Annotated in this window: 18 protein-coding genes; 13 read left to right on the forward strand and 5 right to left on the reverse strand. The window is 45.5% G+C overall.

The window, feature by feature from the left end:
- Positions 1-127: 127 nt before the first annotated feature.
- The 10 genes from rpmB (at position 128) to DW205_RS06315 (ending at position 8,568) form a co-directional block, all read left to right on the forward strand.
- Positions 128-367, forward strand: a complete 240-nt coding sequence (rpmB, locus tag DW205_RS06270) for a 50S ribosomal protein L28 (RefSeq protein WP_005857630.1) — start codon at positions 128-130, stop codon at positions 365-367.
- 19 nt (positions 368-386) lie between these two features.
- Positions 387-575, forward strand: coding sequence for a 50S ribosomal protein L33 (rpmG, locus tag DW205_RS06275; RefSeq protein ID WP_005857628.1), 189 nt, complete (start codon positions 387-389; stop codon positions 573-575).
- 16 nt (positions 576-591) lie between these two features.
- Positions 592-744 carry a DUF4295 domain-containing protein gene (locus DW205_RS06280; RefSeq protein WP_005638125.1) on the forward strand — a complete coding sequence of 51 codons (153 nt, stop codon included), beginning with the start codon at positions 592-594 and terminating at the stop codon, positions 742-744.
- Positions 745-963: 219 nt separating this feature from the next.
- On the forward strand, positions 964-2,088 hold the full coding sequence (gene dnaN, locus DW205_RS06285) for a DNA polymerase III subunit beta (protein ID WP_005857626.1): 1,125 nt from the start codon (positions 964-966) through the stop codon (positions 2,086-2,088).
- Positions 2,089-2,098: 10 nt separating this feature from the next.
- Positions 2,099-2,869, forward strand: a complete 771-nt coding sequence (locus DW205_RS06290; protein WP_005857624.1) for a 3'-5' exonuclease — start codon at positions 2,099-2,101, stop codon at positions 2,867-2,869.
- Between the two features lie 4 nt (positions 2,870-2,873).
- Complete coding sequence (locus tag DW205_RS06295; protein ID WP_005862944.1) at positions 2,874-4,025, forward strand: iron-containing alcohol dehydrogenase; 1,152 nt, start codon at positions 2,874-2,876, stop codon at positions 4,023-4,025.
- A 49-nt stretch (positions 4,026-4,074) separates the two neighbouring features.
- Positions 4,075-5,280, forward strand: coding sequence for a bifunctional phosphopantothenoylcysteine decarboxylase/phosphopantothenate--cysteine ligase CoaBC (gene coaBC / locus DW205_RS06300; protein ID WP_005862923.1), 1,206 nt, complete (start codon positions 4,075-4,077; stop codon positions 5,278-5,280).
- Positions 5,277-6,188 (forward strand): DUF4835 family protein, encoded by a 912-nt coding sequence (locus tag DW205_RS06305; protein WP_005862921.1) that lies wholly within the window; start codon positions 5,277-5,279, stop codon positions 6,186-6,188. Before coaBC ends, DW205_RS06305 begins: the two co-directional genes overlap by 4 nt.
- Before the next feature lie 7 nt (positions 6,189-6,195).
- Positions 6,196-7,860 (forward strand): DNA repair protein RecN, encoded by a 1,665-nt coding sequence (recN, locus tag DW205_RS06310; RefSeq protein ID WP_005862919.1) that lies wholly within the window; start codon positions 6,196-6,198, stop codon positions 7,858-7,860.
- A 75-nt stretch (positions 7,861-7,935) separates the two neighbouring features.
- Positions 7,936-8,568 (forward strand): hypothetical protein, encoded by a 633-nt coding sequence (locus DW205_RS06315; protein ID WP_005862917.1) that lies wholly within the window; start codon positions 7,936-7,938, stop codon positions 8,566-8,568.
- Here DW205_RS06315 and DW205_RS06320 read toward each other — a convergent pair.
- From DW205_RS06320 to DW205_RS06340, 5 genes are read right to left on the reverse strand one after another with little or no spacing between them, the layout of a single operon-like run.
- Positions 8,565-9,344 (reverse strand): LytTR family DNA-binding domain-containing protein, encoded by a 780-nt coding sequence (locus tag DW205_RS06320; protein WP_008778407.1) that lies wholly within the window; start codon positions 9,342-9,344, stop codon positions 8,565-8,567. The two genes, DW205_RS06315 and DW205_RS06320, sit on opposite strands and share 4 nt — an antisense overlap.
- Entirely contained in the window at positions 9,337-10,377 is a 1,041-nt protein-coding gene (locus DW205_RS06325) for a sensor histidine kinase (RefSeq protein WP_005862913.1), read from the reverse strand. Before DW205_RS06325 ends, DW205_RS06320 begins: the two co-directional genes overlap by 8 nt.
- Positions 10,378-10,380: 3 nt before the next feature.
- Positions 10,381-11,691 carry a TolC family protein gene (locus DW205_RS06330; protein WP_005862911.1) on the reverse strand — a complete coding sequence of 437 codons (1,311 nt, stop codon included), beginning with the start codon at positions 11,689-11,691 and terminating at the stop codon, positions 10,381-10,383.
- Between the two features lie 9 nt (positions 11,692-11,700).
- Positions 11,701-14,742, reverse strand: a complete 3,042-nt coding sequence (locus DW205_RS06335; protein ID WP_005862909.1) for an efflux RND transporter permease subunit — start codon at positions 14,740-14,742, stop codon at positions 11,701-11,703.
- Between the two features lie 5 nt (positions 14,743-14,747).
- The gene (locus DW205_RS06340) at positions 14,748-15,788 is read right to left on the reverse strand and encodes an efflux RND transporter periplasmic adaptor subunit (RefSeq protein WP_005862907.1); all 1,041 of its coding nucleotides are present in this window, start codon (positions 15,786-15,788) and stop codon (positions 14,748-14,750) included.
- 282 nt (positions 15,789-16,070) lie between these two features.
- Here DW205_RS06340 and DW205_RS06345 point away from each other — a divergent pair, with 282 nt between their 5' ends.
- The 3 genes from DW205_RS06345 to DW205_RS06355 are packed head-to-tail and all read left to right on the forward strand — an operon-like array spanning position 16,071 to position 17,865.
- Positions 16,071-16,661, forward strand: a complete 591-nt coding sequence (locus tag DW205_RS06345) for a thymidine kinase (RefSeq protein WP_005857603.1) — start codon at positions 16,071-16,073, stop codon at positions 16,659-16,661.
- Between the two features lie 49 nt (positions 16,662-16,710).
- On the forward strand, positions 16,711-17,457 hold the full coding sequence (gene rlmB / locus DW205_RS06350) for a 23S rRNA (guanosine(2251)-2'-O)-methyltransferase RlmB (protein WP_008778406.1): 747 nt from the start codon (positions 16,711-16,713) through the stop codon (positions 17,455-17,457).
- Between the two features lie 27 nt (positions 17,458-17,484).
- Positions 17,485-17,865 (forward strand): RidA family protein, encoded by a 381-nt coding sequence (locus DW205_RS06355; protein ID WP_005862903.1) that lies wholly within the window; start codon positions 17,485-17,487, stop codon positions 17,863-17,865.
- The last annotated feature ends 23 nt before the right edge of the window (positions 17,866-17,888 follow it).

The raw sequence follows: 17,888 nt of genomic DNA on the forward strand, positions 1-17,888 counted from the left end.
CTTTGCACCCTGTAAAGATAAGACTCTATTAGAATCTTCGTTTTTGTTCATGATGCTAGTTCAGAAAGGGAAGACACATAGCAGGAGTTGACTTAAATTTCGTATAATTTAAAAGAACAGATTAGAAATGTCTAAAATTTGTCAAATTACTGGAAAGAGAGCAATGGTTGGAAACAACGTTTCTCACTCAAAGAGAAGAACGAAACGTAAGTTCAATGTCAACCTGTTTACGAAGAAGTTCTACTGGGTAGAGCAGGATTGCTGGGTTAGCTTGAATATATCTGCGGCTGGCTTACGTACAATCAATAAGTTAGGTTTGGATGCGGCTATCAAGATGGCGGCTGAAAAAGGTTATTTGAACGCATAATTTGTGGAGGATATAGAAAATGGCAAAAAAAGCAAAAGGAAATAGAGTACAGGTAATCCTTGAGTGTACAGAGCACAAGGAAAGTGGAATGCCGGGTATGTCTCGCTATATCACTACGAAGAATAGAAAGAATACTACTCAGAGATTGGAATTGATGAAATACAATCCGGTTTTGAAGAAGATGACGTTACACAAAGAAATTAAGTAATAGGAGATTTTAAACGATGGCAAAAAAAGCAGTTGCAACATTTAAGAAAGGTGACGGTCGTACTTATTCCAAAGTGATTAAAATGGTTAAGTCTCCGAAAACAGGTGCATACATCTTCCAAGAAGAAATGATCCCTAACGAAGCAGTAAAAGATTATTTCGCTAAATAATTAAGTAGCGAATAATAAAGAATATAAGAGGCTTCTCTCCGATAAAGCGGAGGGAAGCTTTTTTTGTACCCTAAACTTTTGAAAGTATAGTTGGTTACAAATAAAATATTTTCTTAATTTTGTTGGGTTAATTTGTAGAGATGGGGCATGCCGTGTCTCTTCCCATCCAAATGGTAGTTTGTGTGAAATAATAATATAACAAGATAAAATATTAAAGCTATGAGATTCGATGTATCCAGCACTGCGCTATTATCACGTTTACAGTCTATAAGCAAGGTTATCGCTTCCAAGAACTCTTTACCGATTCTGGACAGCTTCCTTTTTAACCTAGAAGGAAATACGCTTACGGTGACAGCTTCCGATGCCGAGACCCGGTTGGTGACTTCCGTAGACGTCATGAATGCCCAAGGTGCCGGACTCTTTGCGGTTTCCGCCAAGATACTGCTCGATCCGCTGAAAGAGCTTCCCGAACAACCGCTTACTTTTGATATCAATGATGAGAATTTGGAGATTTTCATTCATTTCCAGAATGGTAAGTATAATTTTATCGGTCAGAAAGGGGACACATATCCGCAGCAGAAGCCGTTGAATGATAACGCTATCTCTATCTCGATGGATGCCCAGATGCTGTTAAACGGCATCAGTCGTTCCTTGTTCGCCACGGCCGATGATGAGCTTCGCCCTGTAATGAATGGTGTCTATTTCGATATCCATACGGATGATTTGACGTTCGTGGCATCAGACGGACATAAATTGGTTCGCTTGCGTAACTTGGCGGTGAAATCCCCGGAACGGGCTTCTTTCATTTTGCCGAAGAAGCCGGCTAATTTATTGAAGAATTTGTTGGCGAAGGAGTCGGAGCAAGTATTGATTAAGTTTGATGATAACAATGCGTATATTACTTGCACGAACTTCGAGATGGTTTGTCGTTTGATCGAGGGGCGTTACCCGAACTATAATAGTGTGATTCCTCAAGAAAACCCGTTTAAGGTAACGATCGATCGTATCTCTTTCTTGAATGCTTTAAAGCGTGTTTCTGTCTTTTCTAATCCGGCGAGCAGCTTGGTGAAGTTGCACTTGAAGGATAGCTTGATTACGGTTTCCGCCCAAGATATCGATTTCTCCACTTCTGCGGAAGAGCGTATTGTTTGTCAGTTTGACGGGACGGAGTTAAGCATCGGTTTTAAGGCTACATATCTGATCGAGATCCTTGGAAATATCAGCTCGGAAGAGGTTGTATTAGAATTAGCGGACCCTTCACGTGCCGGCTTGATCGTTCCTTCTGAGAATGATGAGGACGAGGACTTGCTCATGTTGCTGATGCCGATGATGTTGAATGACTAATAAATAAATAATGCAGTTAAACTTAAGGAACCCGCTGGTCTTTTTTGATTTAGAGACCACGGGTATAAATATCGTAAAGGACCGTATCGTAGAGATTTCCTACGTGAAGGTCTTCCCAAATGGGAAAGAAGAAACGAAGACACGCCGGATAAATCCCGGTATGCCTATTCCCCCCGAATCTACCGCTATTCATGGCATAACCGATGAAGATGTAAAAGATTGTCCGACCTTTAAGGAGATCGCTAAATCTTTGGCAACCCAGATCGAGGGTTGTGATTTGGCCGGATATAATTCCAACCGTTTTGATATACCCATGCTTGCCGAGGAGTTTCTGCGTGCGGGTGTGGATATCGATTTGAACCGGCGCAAATTTATCGATGTACAGACGATTTTCCATAAGATGGAGCAACGTACGTTATCTGCCGCTTATAAATTCTATTGCAATAAAAGCTTGGAGAACGCTCATACGGCTGAGGCTGATACGTTGGCTACATATGAGGTGTTGAAAGCGCAGCTGGATCGCTATCCGGATTTGAAGAATGACGTTGCTTTCCTTTCCCAATATTCCTGCTACTCGAATAATGTGGATTTCGCCGGACGTATGGTTTACAACGATAAAGGCGAGGAGGTTATTAACTTCGGTAAGTATAAAGGCCGTTTGGTAACGGAGATCTTGAAGTCGGATCCGGGTTATTATTCTTGGATCATGAATGGCGATTTCCCGTTGAATACGAAGAAAATGTTGACAGAGATCCGTTTGAGAGACTTTAATTCAAAATAAGGCGATGAATAATTTTGAGTTTTGCAATCCTGTAAAGGTTGTGTTCGGCAAAGGAAGTATTGCCCGTTTGTCTGCGTTAATTCCAGAAGGAAGTAAGGTTCTGGTGGTATACGGTGGCGGTAGCATTAAGAAAAATGGCATTTATGAGCAGGTGACGGCAGCTTTGAAAGACTTCCATACCTATGAGTTTGGTGGTATTGAGGCGAATCCCCGTTATGAGACTTGTATGAAGGCTGTTGAGTTGGTGAAGGGGGAGAATATCGATTTCTTGCTGGCGGTAGGCGGCGGATCAGTGATCGACGCTACGAAATTTATCGCTTCGGCTACGTTTTTCGAGGGAGATCCTTGGGATATCTTATCGAAAGGTGGCGTAATAAAGAAGGCGCTTCCTTTAGGAGTAGTGCTGACTTTGGCCGCTACCGGTTCGGAAATGAATGAACGGGCGGTAATTTCCCGGGAATCTGTCCATGAGAAATTGAATTTCATGTCTCCGTTGGTGTTCCCTAAGTTCGCTATCTTAGATCCGCAGGTAACTTATTCTTTACCAGAGCGACAGGTGGCTAACGGTGTCGTTGACTCGTTTATCCATGTGGTCGAGCAATACCTGACTTATCCGGTGAACGCTAAGGTTCAAGATTATTTTGCCGAAGGATTGATGAAGACAATCGTGGAAGAAGGCCGCAAGGTCTTGCAAAACCCGAATGATTATGATATTCGTGCTAATTTGATGTGGGCGGCTACGAATGCCTTGAACTGTTGGATTGGCCAAGGAGTACCCCAAGACTGGTCCTCACACCGTATGGGATATGCATTGACGGCGCAGTTCGGCTTGGATCATGCCCAGACTTTGGCGGTTATCTTGCCGGGTGTCATGACCTATATGCGTAAGGAGAAAGCGGCGAAACTGATCCGGATGGGAGAAGTCGTATTTGGTATTACCGAAGGATCTGCCGATGAAAAGGCGCAAAAGTCAATAGAGGCTACGGAAGATTTTTTCCATTTCATGGGATTAAAGACCCGTCTTTCCGACTATGGGATCAAGGAGTCCGACTTGGATGCTTTGGTGGAACCTATCGATCGAATGGGATGGAAACTTGGCGAATATGGCAATATAAACTCAAAAGTAGCCAAAGAGATTCTTTTGTTGAGGTTGTAGAGACGCAATGTGCTACGTCTCTACTGGCAAAGATAAATTGATTCGATATATGACATTGAAAGATAAACATATTATATTAGGGATTACGGGGAGTATAGCCGCATACAAAGCCGCTTATATCATCCGGGGATTGGTGAAAAAAGGAGCCGAGGTACAAGTGGTTATCACGCCGGCGGGAAAAGAGTTTATCACTCCGCTTACGTTATCGACGTTGAGTAGCCACCCTGTAATCAGCGAGTTTTTTTCCAATAGGGATGGTACATGGAATAGCCATGTGGATCTGGGGCTTTGGGCGGATGCCATGTTGATTGCTCCGGCTACCGCTTCCACGATCGGTAAGATGGCGAACGGAATCGCCGATAATATGCTGATAACTACTTATCTTTCTTGCAAATCCCCTGTATTCGTGGCTCCGGCCATGGATTTGGATATGTTCGCTCATCCGAGTACCCAACAGAATCTGGAGCGCTTGCGTTCATTCGGTAACCGGATTATCGAACCTGCCGAGGGGGAATTGGCGAGCCATTTGGTTGGTAAAGGCCGGATGGAAGAACCCGATAAGATTATCGAGGTTTTGGAAGACTTCTTTTTCGCTCAAAAAGATCTTGAAAAAAAAAAGATCTTAATAACAGCAGGTCCGACATATGAAAAGATAGATCCCGTACGTTTTATAGGTAATTACTCTTCCGGTAAGATGGGGTTCGCTTTAGCGGAAGCTTGTGCGGAGAGAGGGGCGGAGGTGACTTTGGTCGCTGGTCCGGTCTCTTTAAAAACACATCATCCGGCTATTAAACGAATCGATGTTGAGTCTGCCGGGGAAATGTACCAAGCGGCGATGACCGCATTCCCGAGTAGCGATGCTGCCATATTATGTGCCGCTGTCGCCGATTACCGTCCGGAGAATGCTTCCGAGCAGAAGATCAAACGGGAAACAGAGGGAGAGATGACGCTTCATTTGGTTCCGAACCCGGATATCGCCGCCTCTTTGGGTGCGATCAAGCGGGAAGGACAGGTCATGGTGGGGTTCGCCCTGGAGACGAACGACGAGGCCACTCATGCCGAAGGTAAACTGAAGCGGAAGAATCTCGATTTCATCGTTTTGAATTCTTTACGAGACCAAGGTGCCGGTTTCCGTTGCGATACCAATAAGATCACGATTATCGACAATGCCGGAGGAGTAACGAGCTATCCGCTCAAAACGAAGCGGGAGGTAGCCTGTGATATCGTAAATAAGTTGGTAACATTATTGAAATGAGAAAAGTAAGAAGACTGTTTTATCTATTCATGCTTTGCGCCGCTCCTTTTTGTGGGAAGGCACAAGAGTTGAACGCCCGTATCACGGTGAACGGAGACAAAATTGCGACCGCTAACAAGCAAATCTTCACGACCTTGCAGAACTCCTTGACTGAGTTCGTGAATAACCGGAAATGGACGGATGCCACGTTTGCCGTCAATGAGAAGATCGATTGTACGATGACGATTATCGTGAATGAATTGGATGAGACGAACTTCAAGAGCGAGATCCAGATACAAGCCCGCCGTCCGGTCTATAATTCCAGTTATACGACCACTCTTTTGAATTTCCGGGACCAACAGTTGGATTTTGAATATACGGAGGGCGAGCCATTGGACTATAACTCAAATACGCTGACCAGCAATCTTACGGCCACTATCGTGTTTTACGTCTATGTGATCTTGGGGCTTGATTTCGATAGTTTCGCCCCGAAAGGTGGAACTACCTATATACAACAAGCCCAGCAAATCGTGAACATGGCCCAGTCCGAGATGTCGTGGACGGGCTGGAAAGCTTTTGATAGCAGCCAGAACCGCCATGCCGTAGCGACGGCTTTGCAAGATAACGCATCCGAGGCTTTCCGAGAAATGTGGTACACGTATCACCGGAAAGGACTCGATGAAATGGCGGCAAATCCGGATCGTGGACGTACGACGATCATTAGTGCGCTTCCCGCCTTGCAGGAAGTAAAGAAAGCCCGGCCTACCTCTGTGCTCCTACAAATGTTCGCCGACGCTAAATTAGATGAGATTATCGCGATTTATTCGAAAGCGACCACACAAGAGCGACAAGAGGGCTATAAGATGCTGTTCGAGATCTATCCGGCACAATCCACTCGCTTGGAAGAGCTTCAAAAACCAGTAAGGTAAAATAGTTATGTTGAAATCCTTATTTATACAGAACTTTGTCTTGATAGACAATTTGGATATCCGCTTTGATAAAGGCTTCTCGGTGATAACGGGTGAGACCGGAGCGGGAAAATCTATTATATTAGGAGCCTTGTCATTGGTGCTGGGACAACGTGCGGATGGCAAGAGTATAAAGAAAGGTTCGGATAAATGTGTGATCGAGGCCGTATTTGATGTCTCAAAATATCAGTTGGAGCCTTTCTTCCTAAGTAACGATCTTGAGTACGATGCGGATAGCTGTATCTTGCGTCGGGAGCTTTATGCCTCCGGCAAATCCCGTGCCTTCGTCAATGATTCTCCGGTTTCCCTTACGATCTTAAAAGAGTTGGGAAGCCGCTTGATCGATATCCATTCGCAGCATCAGAACCTATTGTTGGGCGATAACCGTTTCCAGCTGAAAGTGATCGATGTAATGGCCGAAAATGAGATCTTGCTCATTCTTTATAAGAAGGAATTTACCCGTTATCAGGCGTTGCGAAGGGAACTGAAAGATTTGAGGGACAAAGCGGCTCAAAGCAAGCAGGAGGAAGACTATATCCGTTTTCAATTGGAACAATTGGACGAAGCCAACCTTCAACCGGATGAGCAGGATGAGTTGGAGCAAGAGCAAGAAACTCTCTCGCATGCGGAGGAGATCAAAAGTTCTTTATATAAGGTAACCGAACTCTTGGACGGCGAGGAGCAAGGAGCCATCCAAATACTCAAGGAAGCCCTTTCCACCGTGGATTCCTTAGAAAGATATTTCCCGAAAGCCAAGGAGATCTCCGAGCGAATCCGCTCGGCTTATATCGACTTGAATGATCTGGCTTCCGAGACAGACGTTTTAAAGGAAGATGTAGAGTTCAACCCGGAACGATTGGAATGGGTGAATGAACGCTTGAATACCCTTTATACGCTCCAGCAAAAACACCGTGTCTCCACCGTGAATGAATTGATCGCTATACGGGATCAATACCAAGAGCAATTGCGTGCGATCGATTCTTTCGATGAGCAAATCGGTTTGTTAGAAAGTCAATTGGATGCCTCGTATAAAGAGTTGCTTCAACAGGCCTCAGTGCTTAGCGAGCAGCGTAAAGTCGCTTCCACGGCGATGGCCTCGCAATTGGTCAAGATGATTATTCCGTTGGGGATGCCGAATACCCGTTTCCGTGTGGACATCCTTCCTCGCAAAGAGCCGGAGAGCGATGGAATGGACGATATCCGATTTATGTTCTCCGCCAATAAGAGCGCGGAATTGCAGCCGGTAGCCCAAACCGCTTCCGGAGGTGAGATCTCCCGGTTGATGCTCTGCATTAAGGCTATGATTGCCGGGTTCACCGCTTTACCTACTATTATCTTTGATGAGGTAGATACGGGGGTATCGGGTGATATCGCCGATAAAATGGGGGATATCATGCAAGAACTCGGAACAAAGATGCAAGTTTTCGCTATCACTCACTTACCTCAGATAGCGGCGAAGGGGCAAGCTCATTATTTTGTTTATAAGAAGGATACCAAAGACCGTACGCTGACCCGTATCAAGCAATTAGAGGGGGAGGAACGTGTGAACGAGGTGGCCCGTATGTTGAGCGGAGCCTCGTTAACAGAGGCTTCTCTTGCCAATGCGAAAGATTTGTTGGGTATCAAGGATTAAACCTTTCTGAAGTAGGGCAGTCTTAGATAAAAGAACAAACGATTCGCTTTATTATTAACTTAAAATTGAAAAGACATGAAACGATTCAGCTTACTATGTGTGTTGGCTATATTGTGCAGTTTACCCGCTTACAGCCAGTTTTGGATCAGTTTTGGGTGGAATGAACCGCATTGTCAAAATTGTCTTTGGATGGAGCAAGCGATGCATTTGCCCGCTCGCCAAGCAGCGGAATACCATAAGATCATCCATAAGTACGGACAGAAAATAGAGAAGGAGGCCCGCCGTGACTATCGGTATTGGGACCGGGCAGCTCGTCGTATTTACGATTTGCGCATGGAAAGGGATCGTAAGGTCCAACGTATATTGACTCCAGCCCAGTTCAATCTATATGTCCGTTTTGTAAGGGAGCATCCGCAACGTATCCATGATTATCGGGGATGGTATGCAAATCCGAGATATCCGGATCGCCGCCCGTCCCATGACTGCCGTCGCTATGAGGATAACTATTGGAATTACCGCTGGGGTACCATTCACCATGACAATCATTGGAGAGACGACCGGCATGACTCAGATAGACATTGGGATCGTGACAATCATCGTCATGACTATCGGAAACCAGCGAAACCGGATAAGCCCAAACCTAAAAAGAATAAGAAGGATCGGGACGATAGAAAAGAACGGTATTATAGCAATGGGCGAAAGGTCTAATAATTCAACCATAGCTTGAAAGAGGCCCATTTTTCTTTGCTGACCAATATTTTCTCTTTATGTTCCGGCTTTATGTGGACAATGACCTTATTCTGAAAATAGGGCTCTATTTTCACGATGGATTCGATATTTATGATCGTCTGCCGGTTCGTCCGGAAAAATTTATCGGGATCTAATTGTTCCATGAGTTTATCCAGCGGGAAATCGATTATGTACTCCTTGTTTTGGCGTGTGACAGCGAAGGTGATCTTGTTTAATGAATAAAAGTAGGCGATATCCTCCACCTGTAAAGTGATCAGTTTCTCGTTGCCGGAAATAAGGAAACGGGTCCTGTATTTCTTGCCGGGATACGTGAGGGAATGGAGTACTTCCAATAAATCATTTTGCTCTAAGAGCTTCTGGTTGTACTTAGACGTGACATGCTCGAATTTTTGGATGGCTTCCTCCAATCTCTCTTGTCGTATCGGTTTGAGTAGATAATCAATACTGTTTACCGTAAAGGCCCGGACTGCATATTCATCGTAAGCGGTCGTAAAGATAATGAGACTTGTAGGACAAGCCTGTTCTATAAATAAAAAAGAATTTCCATCCGACAACTGGATATCCAGAAAAACGATATCCGGATGCGGATGGGAAGCGAACCAAGCCACGGATGATTCGATGCTTCCGGGTATCTTGATGATATCCCATTGCGGGCGTAATTTCTTTATCATACCTTCCAGTAACCGGGCGGCCGGTTTCTCATCTTCGATAATGGCTACTTGAATATTATTCATAAATAAGTGGGATTGATACGGTGAATTGGTGATCATTTTTACGGATTTGGATATCCTGCTTACATAGTAATTGATAACGCTCCGACAAATTCTTTAATCCTTTACCGGATGCGTTTGAGACTTTTTTAGGTCGTAATGTATTGCTGACGCATAGATATCGACCGTTCTTTTCAGTATATACTCGTATGGTCATCGGGTTAAAATCGTCGATATAATTATGTTTCACGACATTCTCGGCTAGCAGTTGCAGTGTCAGTGGGGGCAATTGATGGTCAATGACGTTGTCGGGAAGATCGCGTTCCAACGACAAACAATCTCCCAGCCGGACTTGATGGAGGAATATATAAGAATCCAGAAAATCAAGCTCCTCTTTTAAAGAGACGATCTGGCACTGTTGCTGGCGGAGCACGTAACGGTATACCTCGGATAGATGCTGCGTAAACTTGACCGCCGTAGATGGATCATACTCTATCTCCGCTATCAATGTATTCAAGCTATTAAACAGGAAATGAGGATTTAGCTGGCTTTGGAGAGCGGTATATTTAGCTTGTATAGATTCTGCTTCCAATCTTTGTTTCTCCTTATATAAATTCAATGTATAACGCATCGAATAATTAATCAAGAGAAGGCTGAAAATGATCATCTCCACGAACCAGACGGCTATTACTAAACCGGCCCCTTTTGCCCGGATCACGAAAGGATCGCCAATGCTTGTGATCCATTTCAACGAGATAAACAGGGTACAATTCATAAGTAGCAATAGGATCGCTACCAGCAGATAATGCCATAACATCCGGCTCTTATCGATATAATACAATGGGTAATTGGTAGCCATCCAATTACTGCTGACCAGTAAACTGAAACCGAACAGGTTGAATACCGCTATCGTGATGGACAAAGCGATCAATGAAATTTTTATATCGGGGATGCGCTCTTGTAGCTCCGTATGATATAACAGCAAGAAATAGGAAAAGACCCCTAATGCCGAAAACAAAAGGATACATGCCGATTTCCCGTATGATATTTCTTTCATGACCTATTCTTTTTCGCGAAGATAATAAATTGCCCGTTCGAAATCCGTCTTCGCCATCTGTGCGTTTAGTTTGGATTGTATATAATTAACCTGAGCTTGCTGATGATATAGTTGAGCGTTGATAACCTCGACGATGGAAACATTCCCCTCCTTATAACGCTCCATGGCCATTTGTTCACTTTCGGATGCTTTTGATAATGAGCTCTCGGTTAGTTTGACTTTATCGATAGCTTGCTTATAGTTGTAATGGGCGGTTTGTATTTCCAGCCGGATCTTATCTTGCGCCTTGCTGAGATTCTGTTGAGCCATATTGATGGCGTACGAGGAAGCGTTGCGGGTACTCTTACGTTTTCCCCATTCGAAGAGCGGGATACTGAGCTTGGCGTAGATCGCATAGTTCGGATCTAGGTCGGATTTGAAGTTATAGCCCGGTGAGGAATAACTTCCATCTACTCCAATATGGAATTGGGGTAAGAAACGGGCATCTGCTATTTTCCGGGATGATTCCTGTAACTCGATCTTGTTTTGGGCGATCCGGTATTCCGGCCTGCTGGTTATCGCGTTATCTATCGCATCCGATAAAGGGATAAATTGTTTGAGGGCGATTACGGAATGATCGATCGGCAAGGTATCGCTCGGGTTTACACCAGCGAAAGAATTAAGGGCTAAACGTGCGATCTCGGCGTTATCACGAGTTTGCAATAACTGGAAATCTGCGTCGTTTAGTTTTACCTCTGCCATAAGAAGATCGTTTCGATCGATATATTCGACTTCTACCCGGTGGTGTACGACATCCACTAGTTGCTGTATAGATGTACGAAATGCCTGTGCCACGAAAACCAGCTCGTGTTGGGCTACCGCATTCCAATAGTAGATATCGGCGTCGTGTAGGGTATTGCTTTTTATACGATTGGATTCATTGGATGCCAACTCTTTTTCCTTCCGTGCTTTTTGGTAGTTGGCACGAATGCCGCCTCCGGTATAAATCGGTTGTGATAGGGAGAGAGTCGCCCCATATTTCAGATCTTTACCTTGAAAATAAAGGGGGGAACTCATAGATGGCAAATCAATCGATAATTCTAGCGGATTACCGGTATAATTGAAATTACCTCCCGCCGAGAGTTTCGGTTTGAAATCCGCACGGGCCGATTTGATCATTTCCTGTTTCATGGCCTCGTTGTATCCCGCTGCTTTCAAGTCTTGGTTGTATTCCAAGACTTTTTCCCTATATTGCGCTTGATAATCGCTGTTTTGTGCGATTAACGGGAAGGATAGGAAGGATAAGAGACCGCTGATAATATATACTTTGTCCATTTTTATCGTTTATTTGTGAGGTGAATGAATCCGGTAAAACAATGCGTATAACGTCGGGGTTACGAATAACGTAAGTAAGGTGGCGAAGGTGAGTCCGAAGATAATAGTCGCCGCCATTCCACCGAACGCTACGTCTAAAAGTAAAGGCACCATTCCTAGAATAGTCGTGGTGGCTGCCATCAAGACCGGGCGAGTCCTTGAGATGGTTGCCTCTATGATCGAGTCGTATGGAGAGATACCGTTACGACGTTGCGTGTTAATCTCGTCTAATAATACGATTACGTTTTTGATAATCATACCCAAGAGTCCCAACCATCCGGCGATCGGGAAAAAGCCGAAATCGAACCCGGTAAGTAACATACCGATCGCTACCCCGATTAAGGAGAGAGGGAGCACGCAAAGGATGATTATCGGTTGACGGAAATTGGAGAATAAAGCGACCAATATAACAACCAACATCAAGAATGCCAACGGAAAGAATTTGACAAGGGCTTGTAATCCCTCTGTCTGGTCTTTATATTGTGAATCCCAGAAGAAGCTATATCCTTGGGGCAGGTTCATTTTCTCGATCTCTTCCCGAATCTCACCATGTACCTCAGACATGGTGTAACCGTTTTTCACGCCACACATCGCTGCCATAGACAATTGTCGGTTGTAGGTTTTGATCTGCGGATATTCCCATGTAGAGGTTACTTGTTGGGTTACTTGCGACAAAGGAGCGGATTTCTCTCCATTCCAGACCGAGAAATCGCCTAATGAATGGGGATCATTGATTCCGCTCGTCTCCGATTTCAATAAGACCGGGACTTTCTTTTCCTCATCCCGGTAAATCCCGATAACCGTACCTTCCTCGATGGATTTGACGGATTCCATCAAATTGGCCTTGGTGATACCTAAGGAACCGGCTTTTACCGGATCATATACCGGGCGTATCATATAGGTCATATTACCCCATTCATTCCGGGCATCGGCTACTTTCGGGTTCCTTCGCATAATGTCGATAGCGACTCCAGCCAAAGAGTCCAATACCGCCGGGTCCGGCCCGAGGAAACGGGCTTCTATCAAGGCTTCCGTAAGCGGGCTTAACTCAAACTTGTTCACCTTGATGAGCGGTTCCGGATATTTTAAGCGAATTGAGTCTTGTAGCAAGGCATGCAATTCCCGGGCCTCTCCGGATGTCTTACATTTTACCAATAATTGGGCATAGTTTGGTTGGGGACCGAAGCTAACGTTCGATAGATAATAACGGGGCGGTGTCCGTCCGATATAAGAGGAAACCATTTCCGTCTGCGAATATTCTTGGATGGATTCGGCCATATCAGTAGCGTATCGATCGGTTTCCTCGATGGCTGTACCTTCCGGTAGCCACATATCTAAAGTGAAATACTGCTTATCGAGCGAAGGCACGAACACTTTCGGGATAAACTGGAAACTCCATGCGGAGATAACCAATAGAACGGATAAGCTACCTACTGTAGCGTATCGGTATTTGATGACAAGGCGTAGGGAAGACCGAAAATAATCATAGTATTTTCCAGAGAATAATTCCCCTGTTAACTCGTCCGGTCTGGGGCGCCGTACAAACTCTTGGATGAAGAATGGGGTTTGCGTAAGTGCGAACACCCAGCTGAACATCAAGGATACTCCGATCACGATCACTAAGGATGAAAGTAATTCGCCCGTGATATGCGGTGAATAGTAAATGGGCAAGAACGTGAGGATCGCGATAGCCGTAGCCGCCAGTAGAGGCAGGGCGGTGGATGAGCAAGCCCTCATGATCGCAATACGTTTGCGCATGCCTCGTTGCATATTTACCAAGGCAGAGTCCGATACTACGATGGCGTTATCTACCAACATACCCATCGCGATGATGATAGCGGCAAGAGACATTCGTTGCAAGGCGATCCCGTTGGCGAACATGACAATTAAAGTGGCGAAGATAGAGAAAACCAATCCGCTACCGATCAAAAGGCCGTTTTTGAAACCGATAAAGAACAATAAGATCGCTACTACGGTCACGACGGAGATGATCAAGTTCAAGATAAATCCTTGGTTGGCCACGGCGGACTCATATCCTTGGTCGTATATGGAGGTGAGCTCAAAACCCTTGGGCATGGTCTCCGAAAATGATTGAATACGCTTTTTCACGGCTTTGGCCATATCGACCACGTTCCCGGTCGGTATGGTAGAGATAGCGATACCGACCGCTTGCTTGTTATTGATGCGCATGAAGTTTTGGGGCGGAGTCTGGTAACCCTCTTCGATACGGGCGATATCGCCTAGCCGGAAATGCTCGCCGGAATGAGATACGATCGTAAGGTTACGGATATCATCCAAGGAGTAAAAATTACCGGTGGATTCGATACGTATGCGAGTCTCCCCGTTGCGAATACTCCCGGCGTCTACCACTTTATTCTGTCCGTCGAACGCCCGTTTGATATCAGCTGTCGTAATACCCCGATTGGATAAGATCGTGGGGTTTATCCGGATATCGATTACGGGAGTTTGTATGCCGTAGATCTCTACCTTTGCCACGTCTTTTACTTTCAGTAAATCGTCTTTGATCAGTTTGGCTTGATCCTCCAGTTCCCGGTAGGTATAAGATTCTCCGGTCAATCCGTAGAAAACACCCAATACATCGCCAAAATCATCATTGACGATGGAGGTTCCCGCTCCGGAAGGTAATTTGCTTTGTACGTCGTTTACCTTCCGGCGTAGTTTATCCCATAACTGCTGCATCTCATCAGCCCGGATTTCCTTTTTCACGTAGACCGTGATTTTGGAAAGTCCAGCCCGGTTCTCTGTCTTCAGATAGTATAACTCGCCTAAGGATTGAATGGCTTCTTCCAGCACATCCGTCACTTGGGACTGAACTTCCGAGGGGGAGGCGCCGGGATAAGGGGTAAGTACCAAGGCTTGCTTGATCGTAAACGGGGCATCTTCCAGTTTTCCCATCTTTGCGTAAGAGAACAGCCCCCCTGCCAAGATCAGGACTAGCAGGAGCCATGTAACCGCTTTGTTTTTCAGGAAATATTTGATGAATTTTTGCATCTTACTTATTTTTGGATGGTTACGGTACTATTTTCGGAAAGGAAACGTTGCCTTGTCAATACGACAAGGTCATTTTCCGTGATTCCTTCCACGATCTCTATCTGGTTATTTCTTTGCTCACCGAGTTTGACGGGAACGGAGTTAACCTTGTCTCCTTTAACCACCCATACATAATCTCCTTTTTGGGGGCGATGACAGATAGCCGTTAAGGGAAGCCATAGATTTTGAGACCGCTCTTCTTTGGGTAGGTCGATCGAGAGGATTCCACTCATTCCGCCCAGCCATTCCATATCGGGGTTGGGGATAATGGCGGTCAGTAGATAAGAGAGGTTATTGTTTGTCGTACTTTTAGACACATATAAATCGGAAGGGGTGATTGTCCGTTCGGGATCTGTATCGAAATGGATTCCTACTTGACATAGTTTCTGTTTTTCTTTATCATATAAGTGTAAGGCGACTTCCTCTGGTATATAGGTCTCGATCTTGAGCCTGTCCAGTTCTATGAAGGTAAGGATTGGCTCGGTCGCTTTCACGTCTTGGAAAGGTTCGATATGGATATTTTGGATATACCCGTCGTAAGGGGCGCTCAGATGGGTATCGCTTAGGGCGTTGACGGCGGTCTCGTAATTGGATTTGGCAACAAGGAAATCCGCTTTCGCCTTCTCATAATTACTTCCGGAGATGTTATTCTTTTTGTAAAGGGCCTCGATCCGTTTATACTCTTGGTTGGTTTGCGAATAGAGCGCCTCTGTTTGCTGCTTGCGAATCAAGAAGTCACGGTTATCGATCGAGAGGATCGTGCTGCCTTTGGAGAACGCTTGTCCGGGCCATAAGTCGAAATTCAAGACGGGGCCATTGATGCGGAAAGATAGGACCGTCTCATTGTAGGGCCTTGATAAAAAGGTGTATTCACGACTTCTGCCGATCTCTGTCTTTTTTATTGGAGAGATCACCTCGACAGGTAAGTTCGTGCCTTCGGACTTTGTGTTCTTTTGGCATGCCGATAAAAGGATGCCCAGAAGCAGGATGTATGAAATTCTTCTCATAAGATATACCTAGTTATTTGTTACCGGGCAAAAATAGAGGCAATGGATGAAGGAATAAGGCGGATTTTTACTGAACCGGAAGATACCGTCGCTCAACTGGAAAATAGACCGGCCCAACCTTAATTTATAACGAGGCGGACGATGGATGCCTTACACCGTGTATCACTATAGGCAGGCCCACTGCAACGCCTGTGCAGTGACAATTAGAACCGGTGATACGGTGAGTAAACTTCCGCGGTTCCGCTTTTTTATGTACTTTTGCCGGCAAAAAAGGAGAAAGTAATGACATTGCCTTCAGAAGAACATATATTCCAGTATCCGGGACAAGGGCGGATCGAGGTGATTTGCGGTTCCATGTTTTCCGGTAAGACGGAGGAGCTTATCCGCCGTTTGAAACGGGCTAAATTCGCCAAGCAGCGGGTGGAGATTTTCAAGCCTGCGATCGATACCCGTTATTCGCAGGATAACGTGGTCTCGCACGATAGTAATTCGATTCCTTCTACTCCGGTGGATTCTTCCTCCAGTATCCTATTGTTCACTTCCGAGATCGATGTGGTGGGGATAGACGAGGCCCAGTTTTTCGATGAGGGATTGGTAAACGTGTGCAATCAATTGGCCGCTAACGGTATCCGGGTGATCGTGGCTGGGTTGGACATGGACTATAAGGGAGTTCCTTTCGGTCCTATGCCGGAGCTATGCGCTATCGCCGATGAGGTGACGAAAGTGCATGCCATCTGCGTGAAATGCGGACGTTTGGCTTACGTATCCCATCGTATCGTGGGAAATGATAAACGGGTCTTTTTAGGGGAACAATCCGAATACGAGCCTTTATGCCGGGAATGCTATGCGAAGGCTGAAGGTTTGAAGAATTGATTATTTATCCCTACATTTGTGAAATTAATAGTTTTGCGTTATATAAAGTATGAAAGAAAACGAGATGGTGTTCGGCATTCGTGCCGTGATTGAGGCTATACAGGCTGATAAGGAGGTAGATAAGATCCTTGTGAAAAGGGATTTACAAGGGGATCTATCCAAAGAGTTATTTGAGGTACTGAGAGGCCGTGAGATACCGGTACAACGTGTTCCGGCTGAACGCTTGGATCGTTTGACTCGAAAGAATCATCAGGGGGTGATCGCTTTTATGTCGGCGGTTACCTACCAGAGCTTGGAAGATATCATTCCTTTTGTGTATGAGCAAGGAAAAGATCCTTTCATCGTATTGCTGGATGGGGTTACGGACGTGCGTAATTTCGGCGCTATTGCCCGTACCTGCGAGTGTGCGGGAGTCGATGCGATTGTGATTCCGGCAAAAGGAAGCGTTTCGGTAAACGCCGACGCGATCAAGACCTCTGCCGGCGCCTTGCATGTATTGCCGGTTTGTAAGGAGAAGAGTATCAACCAAGCGATCCGTTTCTTGCAGCAAAGCGGGGTGAAGGTATTTGCCGCCAGCGAGAAAGCGGCGGAGAATTATACGGCGGTGAAGTATGAAGGACCGGTAGCGATCGTGATGGGAGCGGAGGATACGGGTGTGTCTCCGGAGAACTTGCGCATCTGCGATAATATGGTAAAGATTCCGCAATTCGGAACGATTGGCTCCTTGAATGTATCTGTAGCCACTTCCATTCTGGTGTACGAGGTGGTTCGCCAACGTATGAACGAGCAACAATAATAATATGTATATAAACTAAAGAAGAAAATGAAGAAAGTTATCGCTACAAAAAACGCTCCCGCCGCTATCGGTCCGTATAGCCAAGCGGTGCAAGTAGGCAATATGCTGTTCGCTTCCGGACAGCTGGGTATCGATCCTGCTACGGGACTTTTCGTTGAGGGATCCGTAAAGGAACAAACCGCCCAAGCGTTCAAGAATGTTCACGCTATCTTGGCAGAGGCAGGTTATAGCATCAATGATGTCGTAAAAACAACCGTATTTTTAGCGGATATGGGCGACTTCGCCGTTATGAACGAGGTATACGCCTCTCAGTTCGAAGGTGCGTTTCCCGCACGTTCGGCGGTAGCCGTTAAGACACTGCCGAAGAATGGTTTGGTAGAGATCGAGGTGATCGCCGTGAAAGAATAATCATAAGGAATAACGAGAGTAGT

Origin of the sequence: Parabacteroides sp. AM17-47, assembly GCF_003434625.1 — a bacterium.
GTDB lineage: Bacteria > Bacteroidota > Bacteroidia > Bacteroidales > Tannerellaceae > Parabacteroides > Parabacteroides distasonis.

Coding starts and splice junctions, on each gene's coding strand:
- rpmB (WP_005857630.1), top strand. CDS start 128: ATGTCTAAAATTTGTCAAATTACTGGAAAGAGAGCAATGGTTGGAAAC.
- rpmG (WP_005857628.1), top strand. CDS start 387: ATGGCAAAAAAAGCAAAAGGAAATAGAGTACAGGTAATCCTTGAGTGT.
- DW205_RS06280 (WP_005638125.1), top strand. CDS start 592: ATGGCAAAAAAAGCAGTTGCAACATTTAAGAAAGGTGACGGTCGTACT.
- dnaN (WP_005857626.1), top strand. CDS start 964: ATGAGATTCGATGTATCCAGCACTGCGCTATTATCACGTTTACAGTCT.
- DW205_RS06290 (WP_005857624.1), top strand. CDS start 2,099: ATGCAGTTAAACTTAAGGAACCCGCTGGTCTTTTTTGATTTAGAGACC.
- DW205_RS06295 (WP_005862944.1), top strand. CDS start 2,874: ATGAATAATTTTGAGTTTTGCAATCCTGTAAAGGTTGTGTTCGGCAAA.
- coaBC (WP_005862923.1), top strand. CDS start 4,075: ATGACATTGAAAGATAAACATATTATATTAGGGATTACGGGGAGTATA.
- DW205_RS06305 (WP_005862921.1), top strand. CDS start 5,277: ATGAGAAAAGTAAGAAGACTGTTTTATCTATTCATGCTTTGCGCCGCT.
- recN (WP_005862919.1), top strand. CDS start 6,196: ATGTTGAAATCCTTATTTATACAGAACTTTGTCTTGATAGACAATTTG.
- DW205_RS06315 (WP_005862917.1), top strand. CDS start 7,936: ATGAAACGATTCAGCTTACTATGTGTGTTGGCTATATTGTGCAGTTTA.
- DW205_RS06320 (WP_008778407.1), bottom strand. CDS start 9,344: ATGAATAATATTCAAGTAGCCATTATCGAAGATGAGAAACCGGCCGCC.
- DW205_RS06325 (WP_005862913.1), bottom strand. CDS start 10,377: ATGAAAGAAATATCATACGGGAAATCGGCATGTATCCTTTTGTTTTCG.
- DW205_RS06330 (WP_005862911.1), bottom strand. CDS start 11,691: ATGGACAAAGTATATATTATCAGCGGTCTCTTATCCTTCCTATCCTTC.
- DW205_RS06335 (WP_005862909.1), bottom strand. CDS start 14,742: ATGCAAAAATTCATCAAATATTTCCTGAAAAACAAAGCGGTTACATGG.
- DW205_RS06340 (WP_005862907.1), bottom strand. CDS start 15,788: ATGAGAAGAATTTCATACATCCTGCTTCTGGGCATCCTTTTATCGGCA.
- DW205_RS06345 (WP_005857603.1), top strand. CDS start 16,071: ATGACATTGCCTTCAGAAGAACATATATTCCAGTATCCGGGACAAGGG.
- rlmB (WP_008778406.1), top strand. CDS start 16,711: ATGAAAGAAAACGAGATGGTGTTCGGCATTCGTGCCGTGATTGAGGCT.
- DW205_RS06355 (WP_005862903.1), top strand. CDS start 17,485: ATGAAGAAAGTTATCGCTACAAAAAACGCTCCCGCCGCTATCGGTCCG.